At 54.0% G+C, this 23,236-nt stretch carries 23 protein-coding genes, 1 tRNA gene, 2 rRNA genes and 1 pseudogene (1 of these 27 only partly in view); 10 read left to right on the plus strand and 17 right to left on the minus strand.

Translation table 11 applies throughout. The annotated features are described in order from the left end of the window. Positions 1 to 11: 11 nt before the first annotated feature. The 5 genes from LDL28_RS06920 to LDL28_RS06940 all read right to left on the minus strand — a co-directional run bounded on the left by LDL28_RS06920 (position 12) and on the right by LDL28_RS06940 (position 4,363). A complete protein-coding gene (locus LDL28_RS06920; protein WP_233057894.1) occupies positions 12 to 836 on the minus strand; it encodes an IS5 family transposase in 825 nt (274 codons plus the stop codon). Then, positions 769 to 1,491: an RNase A-like domain-containing protein gene (locus LDL28_RS06925; protein WP_233057895.1), complete on the minus strand. Its 723-nt coding sequence runs from the start codon at positions 1,489 to 1,491 to the stop codon at positions 769 to 771. Before LDL28_RS06925 ends, LDL28_RS06920 begins: the two co-directional genes overlap by 68 nt. Positions 1,492 to 1,922: 431 nt before the next feature. Beyond that, positions 1,923 to 2,327 carry a VOC family protein gene (locus LDL28_RS06930; RefSeq protein WP_233057896.1) on the minus strand — a complete coding sequence of 135 codons (405 nt, stop codon included), beginning with the start codon at positions 2,325 to 2,327 and terminating at the stop codon, positions 1,923 to 1,925. Between the two features lie 590 nt (positions 2,328 to 2,917). Then, positions 2,918 to 3,256: a DUF1493 family protein gene (locus LDL28_RS06935; protein WP_233057897.1), complete on the minus strand. Its 339-nt coding sequence runs from the start codon at positions 3,254 to 3,256 to the stop codon at positions 2,918 to 2,920. A gap of 357 nt (positions 3,257 to 3,613) precedes the next feature. Further along, complete coding sequence (locus tag LDL28_RS06940) at positions 3,614 to 4,363, minus strand: XRE family transcriptional regulator (protein ID WP_233057898.1); 750 nt, start codon at positions 4,361 to 4,363, stop codon at positions 3,614 to 3,616. 205 nt (positions 4,364 to 4,568) lie between these two features. Here LDL28_RS06940 and LDL28_RS06945 point away from each other — a divergent pair, with 205 nt between their 5' ends. The 3 genes from LDL28_RS06945 to LDL28_RS06955 are packed head-to-tail and all read left to right on the plus strand — an operon-like array spanning position 4,569 to position 6,162. Further along, positions 4,569 to 4,874 (plus strand): helix-turn-helix transcriptional regulator, encoded by a 306-nt coding sequence (locus LDL28_RS06945; RefSeq protein WP_233057899.1) that lies wholly within the window; start codon positions 4,569 to 4,571, stop codon positions 4,872 to 4,874. After that, positions 4,871 to 5,701 carry a ParB N-terminal domain-containing protein gene (locus tag LDL28_RS06950; RefSeq protein ID WP_233057900.1) on the plus strand — a complete coding sequence of 277 codons (831 nt, stop codon included), beginning with the start codon at positions 4,871 to 4,873 and terminating at the stop codon, positions 5,699 to 5,701. The genes LDL28_RS06945 and LDL28_RS06950 overlap by 4 nt, the downstream gene beginning before the upstream one ends. Continuing rightward, complete coding sequence (locus tag LDL28_RS06955) at positions 5,698 to 6,162, plus strand: hypothetical protein (RefSeq protein ID WP_233057901.1); 465 nt, start codon at positions 5,698 to 5,700, stop codon at positions 6,160 to 6,162. Before LDL28_RS06950 ends, LDL28_RS06955 begins: the two co-directional genes overlap by 4 nt. A 135-nt stretch (positions 6,163 to 6,297) precedes the next feature. Here the strand turns inward: LDL28_RS06955 and LDL28_RS06960 are convergent, their stop codons facing one another. Beyond that, a complete protein-coding gene (locus LDL28_RS06960; RefSeq protein ID WP_233057902.1) occupies positions 6,298 to 6,585 on the minus strand; it encodes a hypothetical protein in 288 nt (95 codons plus the stop codon). Between the two features lie 84 nt (positions 6,586 to 6,669). Between LDL28_RS06960 and LDL28_RS06965 the strand changes: the two genes are divergently transcribed. Both LDL28_RS06965 and LDL28_RS06970 read left to right on the plus strand, forming a co-directional pair. Further along, on the plus strand, positions 6,670 to 8,241 hold the full coding sequence (locus tag LDL28_RS06965) for a transposase domain-containing protein (protein ID WP_233057903.1): 1,572 nt from the start codon (positions 6,670 to 6,672) through the stop codon (positions 8,239 to 8,241). 41 nt (positions 8,242 to 8,282) lie between these two features. After that, a pseudogene (locus tag LDL28_RS06970) lies at positions 8,283 to 9,045 on the plus strand (IS5 family transposase). On the opposite strand, the gene LDL28_RS06975 reads toward LDL28_RS06970, so the two are convergent. From LDL28_RS06975 to LDL28_RS06985, 3 genes are all read right to left on the minus strand, one after another. Next, positions 9,035 to 9,292 (minus strand): hypothetical protein, encoded by a 258-nt coding sequence (locus LDL28_RS06975; protein WP_233057904.1) that lies wholly within the window; start codon positions 9,290 to 9,292, stop codon positions 9,035 to 9,037. The pseudogene LDL28_RS06970 and the gene LDL28_RS06975 overlap by 11 nt on opposite strands. Positions 9,293 to 9,429: 137 nt before the next feature. Next, on the minus strand, positions 9,430 to 9,882 hold the full coding sequence (locus tag LDL28_RS06980; RefSeq protein WP_233057905.1) for a hypothetical protein: 453 nt from the start codon (positions 9,880 to 9,882) through the stop codon (positions 9,430 to 9,432). 14 nt (positions 9,883 to 9,896) lie between these two features. Continuing rightward, positions 9,897 to 10,313, minus strand: a complete 417-nt coding sequence (locus LDL28_RS06985) for a PH domain-containing protein (protein ID WP_233057906.1) — start codon at positions 10,311 to 10,313, stop codon at positions 9,897 to 9,899. A 368-nt stretch (positions 10,314 to 10,681) separates the two neighbouring features. Between LDL28_RS06985 and LDL28_RS06990 the strand changes: the two genes are divergently transcribed. Both LDL28_RS06990 and LDL28_RS06995 read left to right on the plus strand, forming a co-directional pair. Beyond that, entirely contained in the window at positions 10,682 to 11,476 is a 795-nt protein-coding gene (locus LDL28_RS06990; RefSeq protein ID WP_233057907.1) for an IS5 family transposase, read from the plus strand. Between the two features lie 15 nt (positions 11,477 to 11,491). Beyond that, a complete protein-coding gene (locus LDL28_RS06995; RefSeq protein ID WP_233057908.1) occupies positions 11,492 to 11,749 on the plus strand; it encodes a hypothetical protein in 258 nt (85 codons plus the stop codon). A 193-nt stretch (positions 11,750 to 11,942) separates the two neighbouring features. Here the strand turns inward: LDL28_RS06995 and LDL28_RS07000 are convergent, their stop codons facing one another. From LDL28_RS07000 to LDL28_RS07015, 4 genes are all read right to left on the minus strand, one after another. Beyond that, positions 11,943 to 12,323, minus strand: a complete 381-nt coding sequence (locus tag LDL28_RS07000; RefSeq protein ID WP_233057909.1) for a hypothetical protein — start codon at positions 12,321 to 12,323, stop codon at positions 11,943 to 11,945. Between the two features lie 400 nt (positions 12,324 to 12,723). After that, positions 12,724 to 14,925, minus strand: a complete 2,202-nt coding sequence (locus tag LDL28_RS07005; protein WP_233057910.1) for a hypothetical protein — start codon at positions 14,923 to 14,925, stop codon at positions 12,724 to 12,726. After that, positions 14,922 to 15,557, minus strand: a complete 636-nt coding sequence (locus LDL28_RS07010; RefSeq protein ID WP_233057911.1) for a hypothetical protein — start codon at positions 15,555 to 15,557, stop codon at positions 14,922 to 14,924. Before LDL28_RS07010 ends, LDL28_RS07005 begins: the two co-directional genes overlap by 4 nt. 193 nt (positions 15,558 to 15,750) lie before the next feature. Then, a complete protein-coding gene (locus tag LDL28_RS07015) occupies positions 15,751 to 16,113 on the minus strand; it encodes a helix-turn-helix domain-containing protein (protein WP_233057912.1) in 363 nt (120 codons plus the stop codon). Between the two features lie 115 nt (positions 16,114 to 16,228). On the opposite strand from LDL28_RS07015, the gene LDL28_RS07020 reads away from it, so the two are divergent. Together LDL28_RS07020 and LDL28_RS07025 are read left to right on the plus strand one after the other, a co-directional pair. Beyond that, on the plus strand, positions 16,229 to 17,353 hold the full coding sequence (locus LDL28_RS07020) for an alkene reductase (RefSeq protein ID WP_233059139.1): 1,125 nt from the start codon (positions 16,229 to 16,231) through the stop codon (positions 17,351 to 17,353). 16 nt (positions 17,354 to 17,369) lie between these two features. Beyond that, positions 17,370 to 18,740: an NAD-dependent succinate-semialdehyde dehydrogenase gene (locus tag LDL28_RS07025; RefSeq protein WP_233057913.1), complete on the plus strand. Its 1,371-nt coding sequence runs from the start codon at positions 17,370 to 17,372 to the stop codon at positions 18,738 to 18,740. A gap of 335 nt (positions 18,741 to 19,075) precedes the next feature. Here LDL28_RS07025 and LDL28_RS07030 read toward each other — a convergent pair whose 3' ends face one another. Next, positions 19,076 to 19,747: an O-methyltransferase gene (locus LDL28_RS07030; RefSeq protein ID WP_233057914.1), complete on the minus strand. Its 672-nt coding sequence runs from the start codon at positions 19,745 to 19,747 to the stop codon at positions 19,076 to 19,078. A gap of 105 nt (positions 19,748 to 19,852) precedes the next feature. Here LDL28_RS07030 and LDL28_RS07035 point away from each other — a divergent pair, with 105 nt between their 5' ends. After that, the gene (locus LDL28_RS07035; RefSeq protein WP_233057915.1) at positions 19,853 to 20,488 is read left to right on the plus strand and encodes a TetR family transcriptional regulator; all 636 of its coding nucleotides are present in this window, start codon (positions 19,853 to 19,855) and stop codon (positions 20,486 to 20,488) included. Between the two features lie 225 nt (positions 20,489 to 20,713). On the opposite strand, the gene LDL28_RS07040 is transcribed toward LDL28_RS07035, so the two are convergent. From LDL28_RS07040 to LDL28_RS07050, 3 genes are all read right to left on the minus strand, one after another. Next, positions 20,714 to 20,790: transfer RNA gene (locus LDL28_RS07040), tRNA-Met, on the minus strand. A 20-nt stretch (positions 20,791 to 20,810) separates the two neighbouring features. Then, a 5S ribosomal RNA gene (rrf, locus tag LDL28_RS07045) occupies positions 20,811 to 20,926 on the minus strand. A gap of 110 nt (positions 20,927 to 21,036) precedes the next feature. Next, positions 21,037 to 23,236 (minus strand): 23S ribosomal RNA (locus LDL28_RS07050) (it continues 543 nt past the right edge of the window).

Consider the following 23,236-nt stretch of genomic DNA (forward strand, 5'->3'; position numbering starts at 1 on the left):
TGTTTGGAAAATCACGGGTGAACGTTTCTGCGCATGAGATTGGCCCCCATGGCGACGAGAATCATGGCCTTTGACACGTCGATGCGACGTTCGTAATCCCAAACCAGGCGCCGCCATCTGGTCATCCAGCCGAAGGTTCGCTCCACGACCCATCGGCGCGGCAGTACCTCAAAACCTCTCGCGCCCTCGCGGCGGCGGATGATTTCAAGAACGAAGTCGAGATAAGCCGCCTTATCCATGAGCCTGAGCCGATCGTAGGCGCCATCGGCGAACAGGTGCTTCACCCAAGGCCAGCGTTTGCGGATGGCATCCAGGATTATCTGGGCACCTGCACTGTCCGAGATGTCGGCAGAGGTAAGATTGATCATCAACAGGCGTCCATCTGTATCGACGGCAATGTGGCGCTTGCGGCCGACGACCTTCTTGCCGGCGTCGTAGCCTCTTGTTTCCGCGTGAGGCGCCTTGATGCTTTGGCTGTAGATCACTGCTGCCGTAGGGCTGGCGTCGCGGCCTGTCTGAGCCCGGTCCATCATCAGTTCCACGTCATGGATGGTCTGGAACAGAAAGCGTCGGGCCAGTTCACGGAACCAGCCGTAAACAGTCCGCCAGTGCCCGAAGTGGATCGGCAGCATCCGCCAGCCACAGCCCGAACGCACCAGATAGCGCACCGCGTTGATAACCTCGCGGAACTCAATTTCGCGCGGCCTTCCACGACGTCCGGGACGTGGCATCAAAGGCGCGATCCGCTCCCATTCCTCGTCCGTCATGTCAGACGGATAGCGTTTCATCTTTCGGATGATCCTGGCCATCCGGCCCCTCTGCTCTGACGTCCACATCCTGAGCTTGAATCACATCAGACCGATTTTTCAAACAGGCTCTTAGAGCCTGGTGAATAGCATGTTCGGCTTCTTCCTTCGACGTGAAGAATGAAACAACAAGATGTTTATCCTTTGTGAACCGGCGTTCGATATATTCGTCGGTTGGATCGACGTGCTTGAGCAAGACATGGCCGCCTCCCTTTTTACGGTCATGTAACGGCGCTTCATGGTGGTCGAGATTGAGCCACTTCTGTCGATGGGGTGAGAGAAGGTTCTGGTTGGTAGGCGGTCTTGGCGGTTGAGGGGTATATGGCGAAGGCCGGTGGAAGTGCTCCGTCGTGATGTCGGCATGCCGGGAGGTCAGTCGGCCTGCATCCGCTGAGGCCACGCGAATGGCCCGAGTGGCCGCGAAAGACCCCGCTGCATGAAGCGGTCCGCCCGGGATCAGGGCGTCCGCAGCCGCACCTGCCAGATTGGCAATAGCAGGGGGCGCATGCGCCTTCAGGGCCGCGGCGCGGACCGCATGTTCGGTCCGGGTCTGTGGTGGTGTGCCGGTGTTCCATGCACGCCGTCCGGCGGTCATCATGTCAACGCCGTGGGCGGCAAGCGCAATGCCGCCCACTTTGCTGAGCAACGGTTCCGGGGCGGCCAGCAGGCCCGTGGCCCCCGCCATTTCCGCAACCCCGAAGCCGATCGTGCTGATGTTCGCTCATAACAAATGTCAGAGCGGGATGCTGGGTTGGTATTTGGCATGGCGTGTCATGAAATGAAGACACAAAAAAACCCGCCGGTGAGGGCGGGCTTTACGTGTCGCATGGGTGATCCACGCCGTGGCCTATGTCATAGCGCTTTTGGGGAGAATCATGATTTGTGGGAAAGCCCGGATCAGTGAACATCACTATCCGAACTATAGCTCTTATATAGCAAAAACTGCGCGCGGATACCAGATGGAAAACAGGTCGACTGGATTCCACCAATGTCCGGTTTTGCAAAATCGTTAACCGCATACAGATGTCCGAAATGAGGGCGGTTGCTGCCTGTCTGATTCCGCATCGTAGATCAGACAGGCAGTTCAGGTTACTCAGCCGCTCATGCCGGACATCATTATGGGTTTCCCTGATACGCTTCTACGGGCCGAACCGGCGTTAGTGTCGTGTTTTCGATGAAGTAGCCACCCTTCGCTCGAAAGTAGAAAGACCACGCGCCATGTGCGTCGCGTGGTACCTGCACCTTCCAGCCGTTCCCGCTCAGGCGCTTATATAGAGCATCGACGTCCTCGCGAGACTTTTGGATGAAACCAATGTACAGGATGTCGAATTGCTTGGGATAATCGAAGCCTTCGAGCTTGTTGTCGAAATGATTGACGATCAGCACCAGCCCATCATTGTCCTGCATGATGGCCATCTTGGTTCCTCGCACAACGAGAGTGCGCAGGCCGAAATACTGTTCGAACATTGCGCGATCAGCCTCAGTATCGTGGCTGTAGAGGTTGATGTGGTTCAGCTTCATGACTGTGCCTTTCCGTTGGTGAGACGGACATGAGCCGGTCGCAACATGGACAACAACGACCGACCACGGACGAGGCCAATCCTCGTCGTGTCCGGCCAAGGCCAAGAGCGGTCTTACTCGCTCAAGCGTGACTGTCTCTGAAGAGACCACAGGTTGTCACCATACCTGCATCGCTGTCTTTTTAGGCAAAATCAACCTTGCTGACGCCGGCTGCAGCGGTCAAGCGGCATCTTCCGTCATGTCCGCTTCGTAGAAGCTTATTGAATGACGAAAACGACCAATAATGGGCGAAATTGAGCGAGAGCTGCCAATCTTCTTAATTTTTGAAACCGACAGACAATTTTGTACGTGGTGGTAGAAATCTGGCTTTACTGTTGGCTAGGAGAGCAAGCAAGCCAACCAATTATTGAACGACAGGCTGGCAGTGCCCCCGATGAGGTTGCACGCGACCTCCGGGCGGCGATGATGTCGAATCCATGAAAATTCGTATCTCTTTCTTTTGGCATTCTGAGCGGTGAATAGAAAAGAATCGCGCCATGGCTGATATGAACCGGAATAAAGTGGACGTGCTTTAGGCTCAGGTAATGGTGTTAGACCCAAGCACCAACAGAGGCTGCGTGCGCCAACATGGCTATAGTCAGGGGTTTGGGATCTGCTTTAGAACGCTTTCTATTCAGAAAGCCGAATAGCAGTGCGCCTATGATTCCTTCACCCTCTTCTGGGAAATATTTTTCGAAATCAAAATTTTGAGCGCTTACATCAAAGCGCTCAAAATAACGGCACATTAGCTTCTCAGCGTCATCGCTGTGCATACGAAGATCGCCTCGCAGTGTCGTATTTTCTGTCAATTCGCGGGGTTTCGGGCCGGGAACTTGCTCAGAGATAAATGACAAGATTTCAGATAGCGCGTCTTCGTAAGATTTTACCATGCTATTTGGTCCTCCGACTTGACCAAAGCGTTATAGCGCCTAACTGATTTCAATAACCTCCCTCGTCATGACGACATAGCTAACGAATGGGATGGTTCGGCCTACCCGTGCTCCTTGTCACTGGACAGTAGGAACTGAACCCAGAGGTAAACCGGGATCATCTGGGATATGCGGGGATTTCGTGGGCTGGAATTGTGGTTTCCTGCCGGATGCGGCAATTGCAAGGGCCACGATGTGGATAACTATCGGAGACAGACAGAATGGAACTTGTCCCATGTTATTCACAGATCGCGACAGTAAGAATGGAACCTGACTGTCAATTCGGCAGGAGCCTTCTGAACGTCTCTTAGAACGCTCTTAGGGCATGCTGTGGAAGCGAACAATCACACGCCCGATAATGGCGGTCGGATGGTCTTCATCCGCCTGTCCCCACCGAATTGAGTCGAGAGGAACCTCCTCCGGGGGATAGATTGGATTGTCGCTGGTAATGAGCAGAGTGCCTCCAGCTCTCACCGATAGGCGCTTGACCAAGACAGTGCCATAGACGCTCAGGACATAGATACCAAACAATTTATCTGATGGCGTCGTATCAATAAAAAGACCATCACCACTGCTAATGGTTGGTGTCATGCTATCACCTGTCGCATGCATGGAAACAATATTGTTTCCATGAACGCCGAAAGCGGCACCCAATACAGAACGTGGTATAAGTATAACGTCTTTTGCGGCCTCGGTATCGCAGAGTGTTCCGAATCCAGCTGAAGCGCGGACGCCATAATACCGAACGGGAACTAGGTCTTGGTCTCCAAAGCTCTGCGCCGATGTGATCGTGGGTATTTCATTGGGCTTCTCTGGCCCTTCGCCTGTAGCGAGCCAATCCAGAGAGACACCACAGGCTTTTGCAAGCGCAATCATCGCGCTTGCCTTCATGTCACGACCCGCGATGTAGTTATTTAAGGTGCCTAGGTTTATCTGCGCACGAATAGCCACTTGTGCATTTCCCCCAGCTCCCTTGACCGCCACCCGCAAACGTTCTGCGCGCTCTTTTACGGCCAAGTCCCTATCTTCGGGGTGGAAATCTTCAGGCTCTGGCAGCTGCTCGGGCATAGTGGCAAAATTTCTATTTAATTTCAGATGGATATACGTTTATGGATGAACATTACCGATAATTTAGGTTTGAAACGTACGTTTGTGGTTTCGTGAAATACATATTCGTATATTCTTCGGCATGTCGTTCGGGGAGAAGTCTCCGAACGACGGTTGAAAAGAAAGGGCGGTTGCAGCCGCCCTGAATCGAGTTAGGAGTATGAGTATGGCACAGAAGCCATGCGGAATGCACGTGGAAGACATCAAGGCCGCGCTGCGCCAGCAGTACGGCAGTCTTGTCAGCATTTCCCAGCAGTTGGGCCTGAACCCCAACGCCATCAGCGCAACCCTTTCCCGCCCAGGCTATTCCGTCAAGACGGAGCGGCGCATTGCCCAGCTTCTGGGCATGAAGCCCCATGAGCTTTTCCCTGATCGTTTCCATGCGGATGGCTCCCCGATTTCGTATGTCGTTGATCGGAAGCCTACCCGCCGGATTCCGGCCAGTCTGCGTCAAAACGGGGTGGCAGCATGAACGTCAAAAGGATCAAGCTGGCGGACATTGATCCCCGGATTGAGGGGCGCATCCGTCCGATCAATGAAGGCTATGCCGAGATACTGGTAGGCAGCTTCAAGGAGCGCGGGCAGGATACCGCCATTGAGGTCCGCCATGGATCGGGTGAGGAAGGCGCGCCCAAGTATATTCTGGTTGCCGGTGGCCATCGCTTCCGCGCAGCGGAACTGGCGGAATGGACTGACATCAACGCCAGCATCAGCAAGCTGAATGCCGATGAAGCGCGGCTCAAGGAGATTGATGAAAACCTGTTGCGGCAGGAACTGGATGTGCTGTCGCGGGCGCGGAGCCTGTATGAGCGGAAGGAGCTTTACCTCAAGCTGCACCCGGAAACCCGCGATGGGGTGAACCGACATTCTAGGTTTGCAACCGTTGCAAACCCTGCCCCCCGCTTCGCCGTTGATGCTGCCGACCGCATGGGCGTGAGTGAACGCACCATTCATGGGTATATTTCGCTGTATCGCGCTCTTCAGCCGGAAACCGTGAAGGCATTGCAGGGCACTACACTGGCCGACGACCGTGCGGAACTGCTGTATATTGGCAAGATAGAAAGCCCAATCGAGCAGGTTTCCATCGTTAAGAAGGCGCTCGAAGCCGAAAAAAAGCCGTCTGAATTAGCTGTTGCACCCACGCCCATCCCGACCGAAGCGATGTGGATCAAGCTGGGCAAGAAAGAAGCGGCCCGCGTGCTGAGACTGGATATGTCTGCGCGGCGCGTCCTTCTGGATGAACTGGTCAAGGCCAAGGTCATCACCCGCGATCAGATTGTTATGGAAGGTGCGGCATGACCCGGCATTCCGATACACCGCAGCAGCTTTCCCTGCTGGATTGGGTTCCACCCAATCCGGTGGTGCGGTTCGACCCGCGCCTAATCCGGGCCAATCAGTTCACATCCCGCCTTTCGCGCGCCATTTCCGTTTCTCTGGAAACGTGCGGACGGACGCGGGAGCAGATTGCGGCGGAAATGTCCGCGATGCTGGAAAAACCCGTCAGCATCAACATGCTGAATGCCTATGCCAGCGTGCAGCGTGAGGGTCACCAGATCAGCGTGCCCCGGTTCGATGCGCTGATTTCCGCCACGCAGGACCGGCGGTTGCTGGAATTCATGGCGGAGCCGTTCGGTTGGGCTGTGATTGAACGGCGCTACCTGCCTGCCATCGAACTGGCGGCGGTTTCTGAACACAAGAAAGAACTGACGCGGCGGGAAAATGCCCTGCGGCGGCAGGCTATGCGTGGGGGTAGTTGGTGATGATTGATATTCGTGTTGAGACCGTAAAAAACGAAGATAAGGAAGAAAACGTGCTCCGTGTTCTTGGTCTCGTCGTGCGGGACGACGAGACCTTCGGCCTTAAAATTATGAATAAGCCGAATATCGAACGACCAGTTACGATTTCTTTTGAACAGCTTCAGCTTTTAGCCAGGCTTGCTCTATTTGCTTTGCAACCACCGCGCGAAGGTGTGCGTGAAGCTGATCTGGCGTCATGGGCAGAAGGATATCGAGCAGGACTGAAATCTTGCCTCCCAATTCCTCTACGGAATTAGTCGGATTGCATTTGTATTGTGCTGAAACTTTCCATTTCTGGTTTTCTTCGACAATGACAATATCCTCAATAGATAGACATGGTGTGCCATTTGGCACATTCAGTAATGATTCTGACACTAATTCCTCCATGGTTATGTCCAATTCCATGGTGGAACGGGCGGTCCGAGTCTGGCAATTTGCTGGCCGGACCGCTGATTTCCGGCAGGTGGCAACATGCTGACGCGGGAATGGGCAACCGTCCGTGAAATGGCGGACATGGGACTGCCCGGTATTCCTGATGCACGAGCAATGCAGGAGCGGGCCAATAGGGCCGGATGGAAGCGTCCCGAATGGCGCAATATCTCATGGCGTCCGCGCGAGGGTTCGGGCGGTGGCGTGGAATACCACTATCAAGTTCTGGATCGTGTCGCCCAGTTGGCGTGGGTCACGCGGTTTCAGGATATGTCCGAGGCCAACGAACGGGCGCGTATTGCTGATGACGACCAGCGGTATGCCGAGGAATGGCGCTGGTTCGAGCAGAAGCATGAGGGGCAGAAGGCCAAAGCGCTGACGATCCTCGGCTATCTGGATCGCATCGAGCGCCTGACCGACAGCGGCCTGTCAGTCGAGGAAGCGGTGCATGAGGTCCGCCTTGCGGCCAACCTGTCGCGCACCACGGTCATGAACTGGCGGCGTCGGGTGGCTGGCGTGCCGCGTCCCCACTGGCTTCCGTTCCTTGTCAGCAAATGCCAAGGCAATCCCGGCAGGCGTGCCCTGTGCGATGAACGGGCACTGGACATCTTCAAGTCATTGTGGCTCCGGCCTGAAAAGCCGACCATTGCGGCCTGCTATGATGATCTGAAACAGATCGCGAAAGCCGAGGGGCTGACCGTTCCCAGCCAGCGGACCTTTGCCCGCTGGATGAAGGAACTGGACCCGATGGTCGTGACGCTGGCGCGTGGCGGCAGAGAGAGCCTGAAGGAGATGCTGCCAGCGCAGGAGCGTGACCGTTCCTACATGCACGCACTGGAAGCGGTGAATGCCGATGGCCACAAGTGGGACATATTCGTCCTGTGGCCGGATGGGACCATCGCACGCCCCATGATGGCCTGCTGGCAAGACCTGTATTCCAACCTGATCCTGTCATGGCGCATTGACAAGTCTGAGAATACCGACGTGATCCAGCTTGCGCTGGGTGACATGGTGGAGAAATGGGGCATCCCGAACGAGGCATATCTCGATAACGGCCGCGCCTTCGCATCCAAACGCCTGACAGGCGGTGCAAAGACGCGCTTTCGGTTCAAGGTCACGGAAGACGAGATCAACGGTATCATGACCGTGCTGGGGATCAAGATACACTGGACCCAGCCCTATTCCGGCCGGTCAAAGCCGATTGAACGCGCCTTCGGGGATATGGAAAGCCGGATTTCCAAGGATGTACGGTTCTCTGGTGCATATGTGGGCAAGAACCCGCTGGCCAAGCCGGAGAACTACCGTTCCAGGGCGATCCCGCTTGAGGAGTTTCTCAAGATCGTCTCAGAGGGCATTCAGAAGCACAATGCACGCCCTAACCGGAATACGGCAGTGTGCGCCGGGAAAAGGAGCTTTCTGGATGCGTTCATGGAAAGTGTGGCGGTCCACCCGGTCAAGCGGGCAACGGAAGCGCAGCGGCATCTATGGCTGCGTGCGGGGCATAAGGTCACGACCCACAAGAAGGATGGCTCCATCCAGTTCATGCGCAGTCGTTACTATGCGCCTTTCCTTGCCGAACACCTAGGCTCAGGACCTATTAATTTGTTGAATTGAGCTGAGTTTCATGATTCACAGGCATTCGGGAGGATGAGCCTGTGAGTGATGTGTTTTTGCTGTCTGAGAGCCAGATGGAGAGAATTACCCGTATTTTCCTCTGGCTCACGGAGTCCCACGCGTGGATGACCGGCGTGTTCTGAGCGGAATCGTTTATGTGATCCGCAACGGTCTTCAGTGGAAAGATGCTCCGAAAGCGTATGGCCCGCACAAGACTTTGTATAATCGCTTCATCCGGTGGAGCCGCCTGGGCGTCTTTGACAGGATCCTTGTCGCCCTGACTGAACAGGCAGGCCGTTCAAAGCGCCTGATGATCGATGCAACACATCTCAAGGCGCACCGGACATCGGCCTCCCTGCTCAAAAAGGGGCTTTTCCCCGCCATATCGGACGGACAAAAGGTGGCCTGAACTCAAAACCCCATGCCGTGTGCGATGGTCTGGGCCGGCCTGTCCGCCTTCATCTGACTGCGGGACAGGTCAGTGAGTTCAGAGGCGCAGACGTGCTGCTGGCAGATCTCTCCGACGAGACAGAAGAAGTCATCGGGGACAGAGGCTATGACAGCAACCGGATCAGGTTATCGCTTGCAGAACGCAATATCACTGCCTGTATTCCCCCGAAAAAGAACCGGAAATCAAAGCCGCCTTACAACTGGCATCTGTATAAAAAGCGTCATCTGATCGAAAACATGTTCGCAAAGCTGAAAGACTGGCGACGTGTGGCGACCAGATACGACCGCTGCGCTCATACATTCATGTCTGCAATCCACATCGCAGCAAGCTTCATCTTCTATCTTAAGGAATGAGTCCTGAGCCTAGCTGCTTGATTGCCGATCCGATGCTGCCGACCGGGCTCATCGCTTCTTCGATTACTCGCTGCGCTTGGCTAACAACGCTCGCTAACGGCAGATCGATATTGAGTGGCTGCACGCCTTGAATCGCCGCACTCACCTTTGGGTCGATTGAGGGGATGATCCCGCCGATCGAGACGAACTTGGCATGGTCGATGGCTAATGGCTGTATCGCATTGAGTGACTGTTTGAAAAGTCCCAAATCAGCCTAAAAAGGCGAGTCATAGTAAGGCAACTTGTCAAGTTTTCGCCTATAGGCACCCTTTACCACGAATGACATTAATTCGTTTCATTAATAAGTTTAGGGGGAAAGATCACTGATTTTTCCCCCGCATGTAATTACAACCCAAGTCGATCAGACAATGCCCCAAGGGGATTGTTGATTATCTTCTTCGCTAGGTTTTCCTTGGGCCGTTGCTGCGTCGTCATTGGAGTAGCAGGCGCGGTTTGTTGTTGTGGTTGGTGATCGTGAAAGTATGTAGGCGTAACGGCTTGCAACACCGTGACCTGATATATTCCCGAGTAGTGCTGCACATTCCATACGGCCACAGTATCCATTCGAGGAGTACTTACCTTTCCCGTGCAAACAGGTGTTCCATCATTGAGTTCATTGGGTTCTACGTTGGAAAGCTGCACGGCTTCCAAGTCATCCCCTACACCCGTTCCGCCATAGGCGCGCGAAAGAGAAGCTCGGGCCTCCTGAATAGCGTTGGGATTGGTGCAGTTATTGGTAGCCGCGTGGGCTATTGGTGCCGTAGCTATTATTGCCACCGCGACAAGGATAGTTTTCATTTTAAAAATCTCTTTTAATTATCGCTAAAATTATCAAACTCACGGGTGCCATGCCGTCGTCTGGATTTCTGCACAGTATCCCTAATTAATTCACGAACACGACGAGGGTTTTTAATGGCTTTTACATAAAGATAATTACCTCCGACTTGGGTAGAGGTAATTTCAATATTTCCTATGCCCATCATCCTCTCAAAAAGAGAGGCTCGATAATGTACATCCTTAATTCGATACAACTCGATTTCGTCCTCATGTTTGGACAAAACCCCGATTTCGATCCTCAATCGCTGGTCGGTCAAGGTGTAGCGCCGTAAAGCGGGCAACCAAACCATAAATAGGCCAGCACAAAAACGTACCGGCCCTGTCAGATAGTAGCGATTTGAAAAAGAAAACTTTATGATCTCTCTTTCATCATGATCTTCGTCATTTTCCATTGATTTCTACCGTATTTCATTGCCCTGCCAAGGACATAGCTACGCCACCGACGCCTCCTGGTGTCGGGCGGTTGGCAGCGTGTGAAACAAGGTGAACTCACGCCCTGCCTATTCCCCAGACGATAAACAGCACTCACTGTTCACCGCTGGACCATAGTCCGGGTGTTGTATTCGGCAGGCCACCCGACATAGGGGCCGCCTTGTTTCAAACGCGCTGCCAAGCGCAACCAAAGCCTAGCACATGCGGCATTGCGCTACCACAGGCAAAGCTAATAGACTGTTTTATAACGACATTACAAAAATGTAACTTGATTTTTGACCCGTATTCATTATGATAGTGGAATGATGTTTGAGTTGTGTTCATACTGATGGGCTACGACACGGACCTCACTGACGAACAGTGGAGGCTAATCAGGCGTCACATCCCAAAGGCGAAGCATGGTGGTCGTCCGAGGGAAACCAGTATGCGCCGGGTAGTCGATGCCATCATGTATGTGGTGACGCATGGCTGCAAATGGCGTGGGTTGCCTAAGGATTTCCCACCGTGGCGAACGGTTTACGGCTACTTTGCTGACCTGCAAAAGCGTGGCCGATGGCGGAAAATCCACTACGACCTATACAGCATGGTGAGAAAAGCCGCCGGTAGGGATGAGCAGCCCTCTTTACTCGTAATTGACAGTCAAAGCGTCAAAACGGGCAAATGCGCCAGCGCCGAGACCCGAGGGTATGACGGCGGCAAGCGCGTGAAGGGCCGTAAGCGATTCATTGCGACCGATAGCCTTGGCCTGTTGGTTGATGTTTCCATGACCACGGCCAACCGCCACGATACCAAGGGCGGGAAGAAGGTTTTGGACAAATACCGAAAGCGGGTGAAGAAATCCCGTGTCGAAAAGGTTGTGGCTGACAAGGGTTTTCGAGGGAATCTCCTCACTGGCTTTGTCAAAAGCGCCTTCAAAGCCGTGCTGGAGATAGGGCAAAACCATACCACGGCCAAGACCGGGTTCGTGCCCGCCAAAAACAGATGGGTGGTAGAACGAGGCTTCGCTTGGCTTGGTGATTACCGGCGGTTAACCATAGATTATGAGCGGAAACTTGCTCATAGTTGTACGATGGTGCGACTGGCCTTCATACGCTTGATGCTGAGAAGGCTGGTGCCCGTGTAGAAATCGGAGTGTCTTATGCCTGATGTCATACCTGCCAACTTCACCATAAAAAGTATTGCTGCGACAGGGGCAGTGTCCACCACAGGTAATAGGGATTTTTTTGTGGAAATAAATATTTCCACACCCGGTGTTGCGCCAATTAATCTTTCTCTAGGTGTCCAAGCACAGAGCTACGCGTTAGTGCCTTCATCTGCATATTTGGCTCTAAAGAAATTTGTTCGCGCTCTTCAGCTTGGGGTTGATTCACTGGGCGAAGATCTAAATAACCGCTGATTGTCATTGGTGTTACGGTAGCGTCAATGTAAAGTTTGCTTTTAGTTTTCATATTCCCACTCCATTCGTAACAAGCAGGGCGCAAATTGCGCCCTGCTTTATTTACCCCAATGCTTACAATTAGTTAGCACGCTAACTATTGTGAGGTAGTTACCCGAAACCTTGAGAAGTTGCCTGACCTTGACTCAAGGTTTCACCCTGTTTTGGTACTTTTCAAACAGTCACTGAGCGTCTCCGTCAGCGCAGTAGCTGGTTCGAGCATCTTGCGCATTGTTTCCATATGCGCGGTCTCTGCGACGCTAAAGGCCGGGCTAAGCCCGAGCGCGGCCTGTTTGGCGAGTTGCTGTGCAGGTGAGTTGGCGTATTCGCGGGCGAGCTCTGTCGTTGGTGACGCGTAGAGCTCCCGCGCCAGTTTGACCGACGGTGCTTCCAAGTACTCGCGGGTAAAACGCTCGGACGTGAGTTCACGCCCGCCGCGTACGATCTCTTCGACAGCCGTTAGCGGCTTGCCCCGCGGGATTTTCGAGAGCCTGTCAGCAAGGGGTTCGCCACTTGCTTTGTTGTCGTCATCCATCGCTACTAACTGTTGTTTGCTTGCACTTCGCTCGGCTGCCGTGGGCTGTCTTGTCTAAATACAGGCCCGTGTCCAAGGCACACGTTGCCATTACAACAACGATCAGACATAGAGCGGAACGTTATAACGTTTGCGTCGAGCATCTCAAGCTCGGGAAGCTCAAGACCGAAACGTCCGGAAAGGACACCTTGGGCAGATTGAGTTCTCGATTGCGCCTGCTCAGACAAAGTGCATAACACACTCTGGCTAAACAGGCCGAGATGGGGGGATTCTTGCCTGTCTTCTTTCGGGAGAAAATTGGCAATAGCAGCCCTATATATGGATACTTCCCTCCGATAATTATTTTTCTTTCAAAAATATATCTAAAAAATTTTCATATTAAAAAATAAAACAGTATTAATCATTTGCATTTCTCCATTACCTCTAAAATAAACGTTTTCATATTACCTTCTTCGTTATCAAGATTCATTAACGCTGCTCGGTTCTTGACATGATAGAAAGGGGCTGGCCTTCCAGATGCTCCAATATTTGTTCGCTCAATCAGGAGCTCATGTTTTATCATCAAATCCTTTAGGAACGGCCAATTGTCATCATCGAGAATGCGACGAGCCCCCCTTTCGTCGTTATCCTTGATCCAAAAAGGCTTGTAACGGACGACTCTTGTAAGAAGATTTAAGAGAGCACAACTACGCAACATCTCATTTAGATGATGATTAGGCTGCAGATGAGAAACATGACGACGTCGAATCATCCAGTCGGATATCTCTGCAGGGTCATAAGTCGTTATTTCTGGAAGCGATATCACAGCTGGTTTTGGGCACGTATCATTAAATATCGTTCCATCATCACCAACAAAAGATACAATAGAACTGTTTTTATCAAAATATATACCTCGCATATCGACGCCATTAGCAGTAATTTGATTAATAAAAACTCTTTCAAGTTTTATATTTGATACTGTTTCCAAAAGGAATACTTCATCGATCGACATATCCTTGAATACGGGAGTATCAACTGGTGTGTAAACGCAGCATGCACTCATAACAAGCGATCCGAGATTTTGCCTAGCTCGGTCCTGCTCGCCGAGAGTTTCGATATTGTCTAATGCCTGTTGAATAAATCGATCAGATTGCTCGCAAGTTATTAGACGAAATACATCAACAAAAGCTTCGAAAAAATCTATACCAAGAATATTTCTACGGATAAATTTAGGTATTTCACCTTCGACTATAGCTCGAATAGTTACACGCGCAAGAAAATAATTGTAAACCTGCTCATGAACGAAGCTCTTATAGCCACGCCGGTCATCATCTTTAAGGAACGCTAGAACTCCCGAACGATTTTTCAGGATACCAAAAAGACTGTCTGGTACAATCTTTTCTGCTGATATTTCTGCTAGCCAAAAAATTGTTTCAGAAGGAATGGCGCTTGTTTGGTTCTCTGCTATGTCACGCGCTATCTCTTCCATTAATCGAGTAATGAATTCAGAACGACTTTCTTCTGTAGTAATATTTTCAACGTCTCGGCCGAATTTCGTTGCCTCACGTTTTGTCATCGCTCCAATTAGAAAGGGGAGGAGATCACCAACGTCACCGTCTTGTATCTGCTGAGCCAAGCCATCTCGGGCTAGTTCGGATAGAAAAAATGGACGAAGAGCGTAGGAAGTCGGTTCAAAAAGTGGTTCAACTGCCTCTGAATCAAGTAATTCCTCTGACCATCCCCTGTCAGCGAGCCAAGAACGAGCCGTATGGGGTTTGATGGAGTGTAAAGTATAGGCATCAAGTTGATCAGTTGCTTCGTCAAGGGCAGTTAAAGCTTTCTTCATACGTTCACGACCAATGAACGTTTCCCGCCCAGCGAGAATGATCTGCCCTTGGCCTCGTGCTTCAATAACGAGGTCGTTTACCTGTGCCCATGCTAAATCATAACCATTCGGGTCCCCCAACTCGTCAAACCCATCAATAGCAAGCGTAACAAGTCCATGCCTTACTAACACAGGAACTTGGTCGTAAGTTACAGAACTCCGCAATGTCTGAAGGCTAAAGGCTATCAAATCAGTAATATTTTGCAGCATCCTGCCGCGACTTTCCACATGAAGTATCAACGGACGTTGAGTGCGCCGAAAGTTGACAGCTCGATGGTAGGCAAGTGAACGGATCAAGCTCGTCTTACCTATACCAGCAGGCCCATCAATTAGCAGAACAGTGGTACGGGGTTGATGCTCGCCACTCCTATTCGGTACAAGAGCGTCATCAACAAGAGTAAGATCACCTGTTTTCTGGCTTTGCGCAAGCCTTCCCTCAATCGGAATCGTATCTCCTTCAATACGCCGCTGTAAAAGTGTACTCTGGGTGTCCGCCCACTTACCGAGATTGGCCCAGTTTGATGACGCTAGAAGCGCTCGAAAGTTTACATGATGACGCTCATCACCTGTTTCCACGTTTTCTCGGATGCGTCCGTTAGCTTCTATAATGAGCGTTACATATTGGCCTTCTCGGCAAAGTCTGACTACACATGAATTATCAGCCTCAACCAACTCAGGAGGAGACGTACCAATATCCGCAAACACCGATAGGTCATTCAATAGGGCTTCGTGGATCATGATGGTGCATACCTCAGTTGATCTAATTTAAGAAATGGGGTTTCTTTTCGTTTTCGAATAAGTAGCACCTTCCCCTTTTCTCCTTTTTTTTCCTCGCGAACACCTTCAGCGACGTAAATCGGCGGTACTAAATCATCATCTTCACCAATTAACATAAGCCAACGATGAGGTTCACGATGGGCGAGATCAACCAATTCACTAGCAATTGCAGTATCGACCATCTTCTCTACAATTGTGTTTTTATTGTTGATGTCTTTACGCAACGTATTTGGTAGGTTGCATCCTAACTTAGGGAAACAACGTGCCGTTATCGCTGATGTAAGAGCGTCACCAAAGTTTAACGAAGGACGGATGACTACATTAGTGCGTGTCGAAAGAGATACAAAATCAGCTGCCGCAAATACTTGAATCATCGCTTTCCGACGGGAGGTAGCTTCAAAGCCCTGATACCATCCATGGTAAAGCCTTAGCGTCACATCGAAGCGTCTAGCATTATCAATGCCGGTAAGCACTCGGCCAATTGTACGCCCAACATAACTAAGAGTATGGCGTGTTAATTCGACCGCTGATGCGGTTGGTAATGCACATGCTGCATGGATCTGCGAGTTCCAGTCTATAAAGGCCGTTACCATTGTGATACGTCGAGATTGATTCATTGCTAATAATCTAACGCGATATATGACCTGCGACTAGTAGCTGCTTTCGGGAAACCGTTAAACCCGCCTGTATGACCGATATGAGGCGACTGCTGCCTGTCCGCTCTGCTTCTGCTATGCCGACAGGCAGGTTGCTGCAGGAATTGTCCATAACGCTTCGCCGTTAATCTCAATCAGCAGCTGTGTTCCGCTGGACAGAATGGGCATAGCGGTCCCCCCACGTCTTGAGCGCCTGAATGACCGGCTTCAGCGTCTTGCCCAACTCGGTCAGGGCGTATTCCACATGCGGTGGCACCTCGGGGAAGACGGTGCGTGACACCAGGCCGTCGGCCTCGAGTTCGCGCAACTGGTTGGTCAGCATCCGCTGCGTGACATTCGGCAGGCGGCGGCGCAGTTCGCCGAACCGCAGCACCCTGTCCTCGAACAGGTGATACAGGATCAGCGCCTTCCACTTGCCCCCGAACAGTTCGAGCGTGGCCTCCACCGTGCAGCCGGGGCTGCAGGCCAGCGTGGTGTGACGGATGCGGGGCATGGTATCATTCCTGACACTAGTGGCGGTTTATGCGCGTTCTTGCGCACACCGCAGGCTGGGTCAATGTTTACATGCGGGCCGGACAGATGGCCTGTATTTGTGAACAAGGTTGATTATATCTTCATCTTCGTTATTCGGTCCCGTGCGACTGGGCGACCTTCCCCTTGAAAACCGGATCTTCCTGCCGCCACTGACACGCTGCCGCAGTACCCAGCCCGGAGACATCGCCAACGCGTTGATGGCCGAATATTACGCGCAGCGCACTCGGGCGGGTTGCCTGATTACCGAAGGCACGCAGATCGAACCCCGCGGACAGGGTTATGCGTGGACGCCGGGCATTTACTCCCCCGAACAGATCGCAGGCTGGAAACTCGTCACCGACGCGGTGCACGCAACGCGGCGGCCCATCTTTGCACAATTGTGGCATGTCGGCCGCGTCTCCCACCGCGCATTGCAGCCCGGTCATGAGGCACCGATCGCCCCGGCCGCCGTCGCGGCAACAGGCGTAAACGTGTTCATCCCCACGGGACCGGGCACGGGAAAGCTGGTCCCACCCGACATGCCGCGCACACTTTCCGTCCCCGAAATCCATGAACTGGTGGAGATGTATGCGCAGGCGGCGCGTAATGCGCTGTCCGCAGGCTTCGATGGCGTGGAGATCCACGCCGCCAATGGGTATCTGATCAACCAGTTCCTATCCGAACGCGCCAATTTCCGCACCGATGCTTATGGCGGCAGCCTGTCCAACCGCCTGCGCTTCCTGCGCGAGGTGGTGGAAGCCGTCTCCGCCGTGGTTACGCCTGACAGGATGGGCGTGCGGTTTTCCCCGCTGTTTGGCACGACCACACAAGAGCGCGTCTATCTCGGCCTGCTGGAGGACAATCCGGCGGAGACCTACACGCAGGCCGTACGCGTGCTGGCCGAGGCAGGCATCGCCTATGTCTCGCTGGCCGAGGCTGATTGGGACAACGCACCCGAAATGCCGGACGCCTTCCGCGCCAGCGTGCGCGACATCTTTGGCGGCCGCATCCTGTGCGCGGGTCGGTACGACCTGCACAAGGCGCAGCATGTGCTGGGCCATGGATGGGCGGACATGATCGGCTTTGGCCGGAAGTTCATCGCCAATCCGGACCTGCCCGCGCGGCTGGAACATAACTGGCCGCTCAATCCGCTGGACCCGGCGACGATGTATGGCGGCAGCGCGCATGGCTACACCGACTACCCTTTCCATAACCAATAAACAGGGAAACGGACCAATGAGTTTTTACCAGACCCTCAACCCGACCACGGAAACCGTGGAACGCACGTTCGAACTGCACACCGCCGCGCAGATGAAGGCGATTGTCGATCGCGCGGACCATGTGTGGAAGACCGACTGGAAGAAGCGCGATATCGCCGCTCGCAAGGTCATCATGTCGAAGGCCGCCGACCTGCTGCGCCGCGACCGGGTGGCCCATGCGCGCCTGATCGCGACCGAAATGGGCAAGGCCCTGCCTGACGCGCTGGAAGAAATCGACATCACCGCTGATATCCTGTCCTTCTATGCCGATGGTGCGGCAGAATTCCTTGCCCCCACGCATCTGAAGGTTAAGGAAGGCCATGCGAAGATCATCAACCAGCCTCTGGGCCTGATCTACTGTATCGAGCCATGGAATTTCCCCTATTACCAGCTTGCCCGCGTGGCGGGGCCGAACCTGATGGCGGGCAACGTGGTCATCGCCAAGCACGCGCCCAACGTGCCGCAATGCGCGCTGGCCTTTGAAAAGCTGTTTCATAACGCGGGCGCGCCTGCTGGCGTCTATACCAATATCTTCCTCGACAACGATCAGTCGGCCGAACTGATCAGGGATGTCCGCATCCGTGGCGTCGCCCTGACCGGCAGCGAACGCGCGGGCCAGACGGTCGCGGCCGAAGCGGGGGCGGCGCTGAAGAAGGACACGATGGAACTTGGCGGCAGCGACGCGTTCATCGTGCTGGATGACGCGGACCTTGAACTGGCGGTCAAGTGGGCGACGTGGGGCCGGTTTGCCAATAACGGGCAGGTCTGCACGGCGGCCAAGCGCATGATCGTGCATGAGAAGGTCTATGACGCCTTCCTCGCGGGCCTGAAAAAGGCGATCACGCAGTTCCGCATTGGTGATCCGCTGGCCGAGGGCACCACCCATGGCCCGATGAGCAGCAGGAAGGCACTCGACACCGCACTGGCGCAGACCGACGAAGCGGTCAGGGCAGGAGCGACGCTGGTGGCCGGGGGCAAGCGGATGGAGCGGACAGGCTTCTTCATGGAACCGACCATCCTGACCAATGTGTCAAAGGACAACCCGGTCTTCTATCAGGAGATTTTCGGCCCCGTTGCGGTCGTACACAAGGTTGTATCGGAACATGAGGCCATTGAACTGGCCAATGACTCCCCTTACGGCCTTGGCGGTTCCGTGTTCTCCCGCGACCTTGGCCGGGCGGAACGGGTAGCCGAAGCGGTCGAGACAGGCATGATGTTCTTCAACACAGCCACGGCCGCAGCCCCCGAACTGCCCTTTGGCGGGATCAAGAATTCAGGCTTTGGCCGCGAACTGTCCTTCCTGGGTATTGAGGAGTTCATCAACCGTAAGCTGATCCGCCTCGCCTGAAGATTAGGCGAACGCTGCTTTCTTTCCCGGATAAAATCCTGTCCGGGGCAGAGGTGTGCTACTCATCAAGTTAAATACCACCTGCGGCTCAAGTGATACGAAGAAATGGTATATGCCTGCTTTGGCAACCGCACGATTAGTCATCGAATGACCGGGACAAGGCCGATTACTGACTGCCTGCTTTCTACCCCTATCGAGCAGACAGTCTGATTCGCATTTTATTACCTTTCTATGGCCCTGCACCTTCATAGCGGCAGGCTTGCGGCGCGCATCTACGTGGCCATCATCGTCCGTGTTTTTGCCCGCGCGCAATGTGTCTACACAAAACGCAGCAATCAGCCAAGTTTCACAGACAGTTCGACGTCCCCGTCAAACGGCAGCGATAGATACCCGGCGGCCGGAGAGCGCACCCGCGCCAGATAATCCGGACTGTAATCAGCATTGTCCGCAACAATCATCGCGCCAGGGCGCAGCCTGCTTTCCAGCAGCGCAAGGATATCAGGATAAAGCGGCTTGGCACCGTCGAGCAGCACAAAGTCTATGGTCTCGGGCGGATTGGTGGCGAGCGTGCTCAGGGCATCCCCCTCGCGTATTTCCACAAGATCGGCCAGCCCGGCTTCTTCAACATGCTGCCGCGCACGGACGATCTTGGAAGGTTCGAATTCGGTGGTAATCAGTTTGCCACCTCCATTGTCGCGCAGGGCAGCAGCAAGATGGATTGTCGAAACCCCGAAGGATGTTCCGAACTCCACAATGTGCTGCGCCCGCATGGCGCGGGCCAGCATGTACAGGAGCATGCCTGTTTCGCGTGAGACAGGAAGCCACAGGTCTTTTGCGAGACCGTAGAATTTCACATAGTCAGCCCGGCTGCTGACCAGACGCTGCAATTCTTCTGGAGCCAGATTGGAGACGGCAGGGCTCGTGGTGGCATCCGCCTCGGCGAACAGCCGGTCGAGCAGCGGAACGACTGGTGGGCTCATCAGGGTGGGAGCTTTATCAGGGGTCATGATGTGATCTCTGTTCCGTAACGGAGGTTGCTGCGCTTTACCTTGCGCATCCCGCAAAAATACGATTAATTCATCGCGTTTTCTATTCGCATTCCCCGCCCCCCCATGACCGATCGCCGCAACCCAAGGATTTCCGTCCGCAAACAGCCCGGCCAGGCACGTTCGGCAGCACTTGTCGCCACGATTCTGGAAGCGGCTGTTCGTGTTCTGGCCGAGGAAGGCGCCACACGCTTCACCACGGCCCGTGTGGCGGAGAAAGCCGGTGTCAGCATCGGTTCGCTCTACCAGTATTTTCCCAACAAGGCCGCCATCCTGTTCCGGCTCCAGACCGACGAATGGCTGGAGACGACCGCAATGCTGCGCAATACGCTTGAAGATGCTGGCAAACCACCGCTGGCGCGTTTGCGAGTACTGACCCATGCTTTCATCCGTTCGGAATGCGCAGAAGCATCCGTCCGTATAGCACTCGACGATGCCGCCCCCCTCTATCGGGATGCACCAGAAGCCGCAGAAGTGCGACAGGCGGGGAATAACATCCTCCAGCGCTTTATGCGCGAGGTCCTGCCGAACGCCACGAACGACGAGCGCACCCTGGCAGGTGACCTCATCAGGATGACTTTCGGTGCGGTCGGCAAGGCGTTCTCGGAGACACCCCGAAGCGACGTGGAAATCAAAGCTTATGCCGATGCCATGGCCGATATGTTCGAAGCGTATCTGCTCCGGCTCTCCGGAAACATCTGATCGGAATCTGTCATCCGAATGTCGGCCGCTCTACGAGCGTCAGACCACCTTTCGGCTCAGTCAGAAGACGTCCCAGCTTACATTCACACACTTGTGACATTCGACAAAAATGCGCCGGATTACCTTTCCGTCTGTTTCCTATGTGTTTCCTGCGGTGGAAATTTAGACGCAAAAAACCCGCCTTTGGGTGGCGGGTTTATCGTGTCCTATGAAGGACTTATTGTATGGTTGCGGGGGCAGGATTTGAACCTGCGGCCTTCAGGTTATGAGCCTGACGAGCTACCGGGCTGCTCCACCCCGCGATTGTGAGGGGGATTGGAAGACCTGGCGGCGACCGACTTTCCCGTGCCTTAAGGCACAGTATCATGGGCGCTGGGGTATTTCACGGCCGAGTTCGGGATGGGATCGGGTGGATCATTCCCCGCCATGGCCACCAGGTCATCCAGTCCCCCTGATTGAGGGGAGAGGATGTGGATGGGTTGGTGTGTTTTGTATGAGTGTTGAGAGTGGATGACTGCTGTGCATGTATGTTGCCACGATTGTGGCGATGGAATGAGCCTATTGGGCGATTAGGACCAGTTAGCTGCACGCATTACTGCGCTTCCACACCTGGCCTATTGACGTGATGGTCTATCACGGCCCTTGGGGAGACCTTGTTTTGAGGTGGGTTTCCCGCTTAGATGCTTTCAGCGGTTATCCCGTCCACACTTAGCTACCCGGCTGTGCCGCTGGCGCGACAACCGGTGCACCAGAGGTATGTTCATCCCGGTCCTCTCGTACTAGGGACAAATCCTCTCAAGTCTCCAACACCCACGGCAGATAGGGACCGAACTGTCTCACGACGTTCTAAACCCAGCTCACGTACCACTTTAATCGGCGAACAGCCGAACCCTTGGGACCTGCTCCAGCCCCAGGATGTGATGAGCCGACATCGAGGTGCCAAACCTCCCCGTCGATGTGGACTCTTGGGGGAGATCAGCCTGTTATCCCTAGAGTACCTTTTATCCGTTGAGCGATGGCCCTTCCACGCGGGACCACCGGATCACTATGGCCGACTTTCGTCTCTGATCGAGCTGTCACTCTCACAGTCAGGCGGGCTTATGCCATTGCACTCGACAGCCGGTTTCCGACCGGCCTGAGCCCACCATCGCGCGCCTCCGTTACACTTTGGGAGGCGACCGCCCCAGTCAAACTGCCCACCATGCAGGGTCCCGGACCTGGCTAACAGGCCTCGGTTAGACATCAGAAACAGTCAGGGTGGTATTTCAAGGATGGCTCCACCGGAACTGGCGCCCCGGTTTCAAAGCCTCCCACCTATCCTACACAGAATGTCTCTGATGCCACTGCAAAGCTGCAGTAAAGGTTCATAGGGTCTTTCCGTCTGACCGCGGGTACCCCGCATCTTCACGGGGAATTCAATTTCGCTGAGCCGATGCTGGAGACAGCGGGGAAGTCGTTACGCCATTCGTGCAGGTCGGAACTTACCCGACAAGGAATTTCGCTACCTTAGGACCGTTATAGTTACGGCCGCCGTTTACCGGGGCTTCAATTCGGTGCTTGCACACCTCCTCTTAACCTTCCGGCACCGGGCAGGCGTCAGGCCGTATACGTCGTCTCTCGACTTCGCACAGCCCTGTGTTTTTACTAAACAGTCGCTACCCCCTGGTCTGTGCCACCCACCAATGGTTGCCCACTGATGGGTCTTGCTTATCCCGAAGTTACGCAAGTAATTTGCCTAGTTCCTTCAGCATCGTTCTCTCAAGCGCCTTGGTATTCTCTACCAGTCCACCTGTGTCGGTTTCGGGTACGGTCTATATGCCAGAGCTATTTCCTGGAATGCGCCAAAAGCCGGATCAATCCGTTAAGACCCGACAACATATTGCATTCGTCACTTCTGGCAGGCCCGGGAATATTTGCCCGGTTTCCATCGACTACGGCTTTCGCCCTCGCCTTAGGGGCCGGCTCACCCTGCGCGGATTAACCTTGCGCAGGAACCCTTGGACTTTCGGCGACAGTGTTTCTCGCACTGTTTGTCGCTACTCATGTCAGCATTCGCACTTCCGATATCTCCAGAGAGGGTCACCCCGTCTCCTTCACAGACCTACGGAACGCTCCGCTACCGCGCATATCATAGATATGCACCCACAGCTTCGGCACGTGGCTTGAGCCCCGTTACATTTTCGGCGCAGGGTTTCTAATAGACCAGTGAGCTATTACGCTTTCTTTAAAGGATGGCTGCTTCTAAGCCAACCTCCTGGTTGTTTTGGAATCCCCACATCCTTTCCCACTTAGCCACGATTTAGGGGCCTTAGCTGGTGGTCTGGGCTGTTTCCCTCTCGACAATGGACCTTAGCACCCACTGTCTGTCTGCCTGGCTCATACTTCCGGGTATTCGGAGTTTGGTTAGGTTTGGTAAGGCTTTGGGCCCCCCTAGCCCATCCAGTGCTCTACCCCCCGGGGTAATACCAGACGGTCTACCTCAATAGATTTCGCGGAGAACCAGCTATTTCCGAGTTTGATTGGCCTTTCACCCCTAGCCACAGCTCATCCCCGACTTTTTCAACAGGCGTGGGTTCGGCCCTCCAGTGCGTGTTACCGCACCTTCAGCCTGGCCATGGCTAGATCACTCGGTTTCGGGTCTTCTGCCAGCAACTCGTCGCCCTGTTCAGACTCGCTTTCGCTACGCCTACACCTAACGGCTTAAGCTTGCTGCAAACAGAAACTCGCTGACCCATTATACAAAAGGTA

It is taken from the genome of Komagataeibacter sp. FNDCR2, assembly GCF_021295395.1.
Classification (GTDB): Bacteria; Pseudomonadota; Alphaproteobacteria; order Acetobacterales; family Acetobacteraceae; genus Komagataeibacter.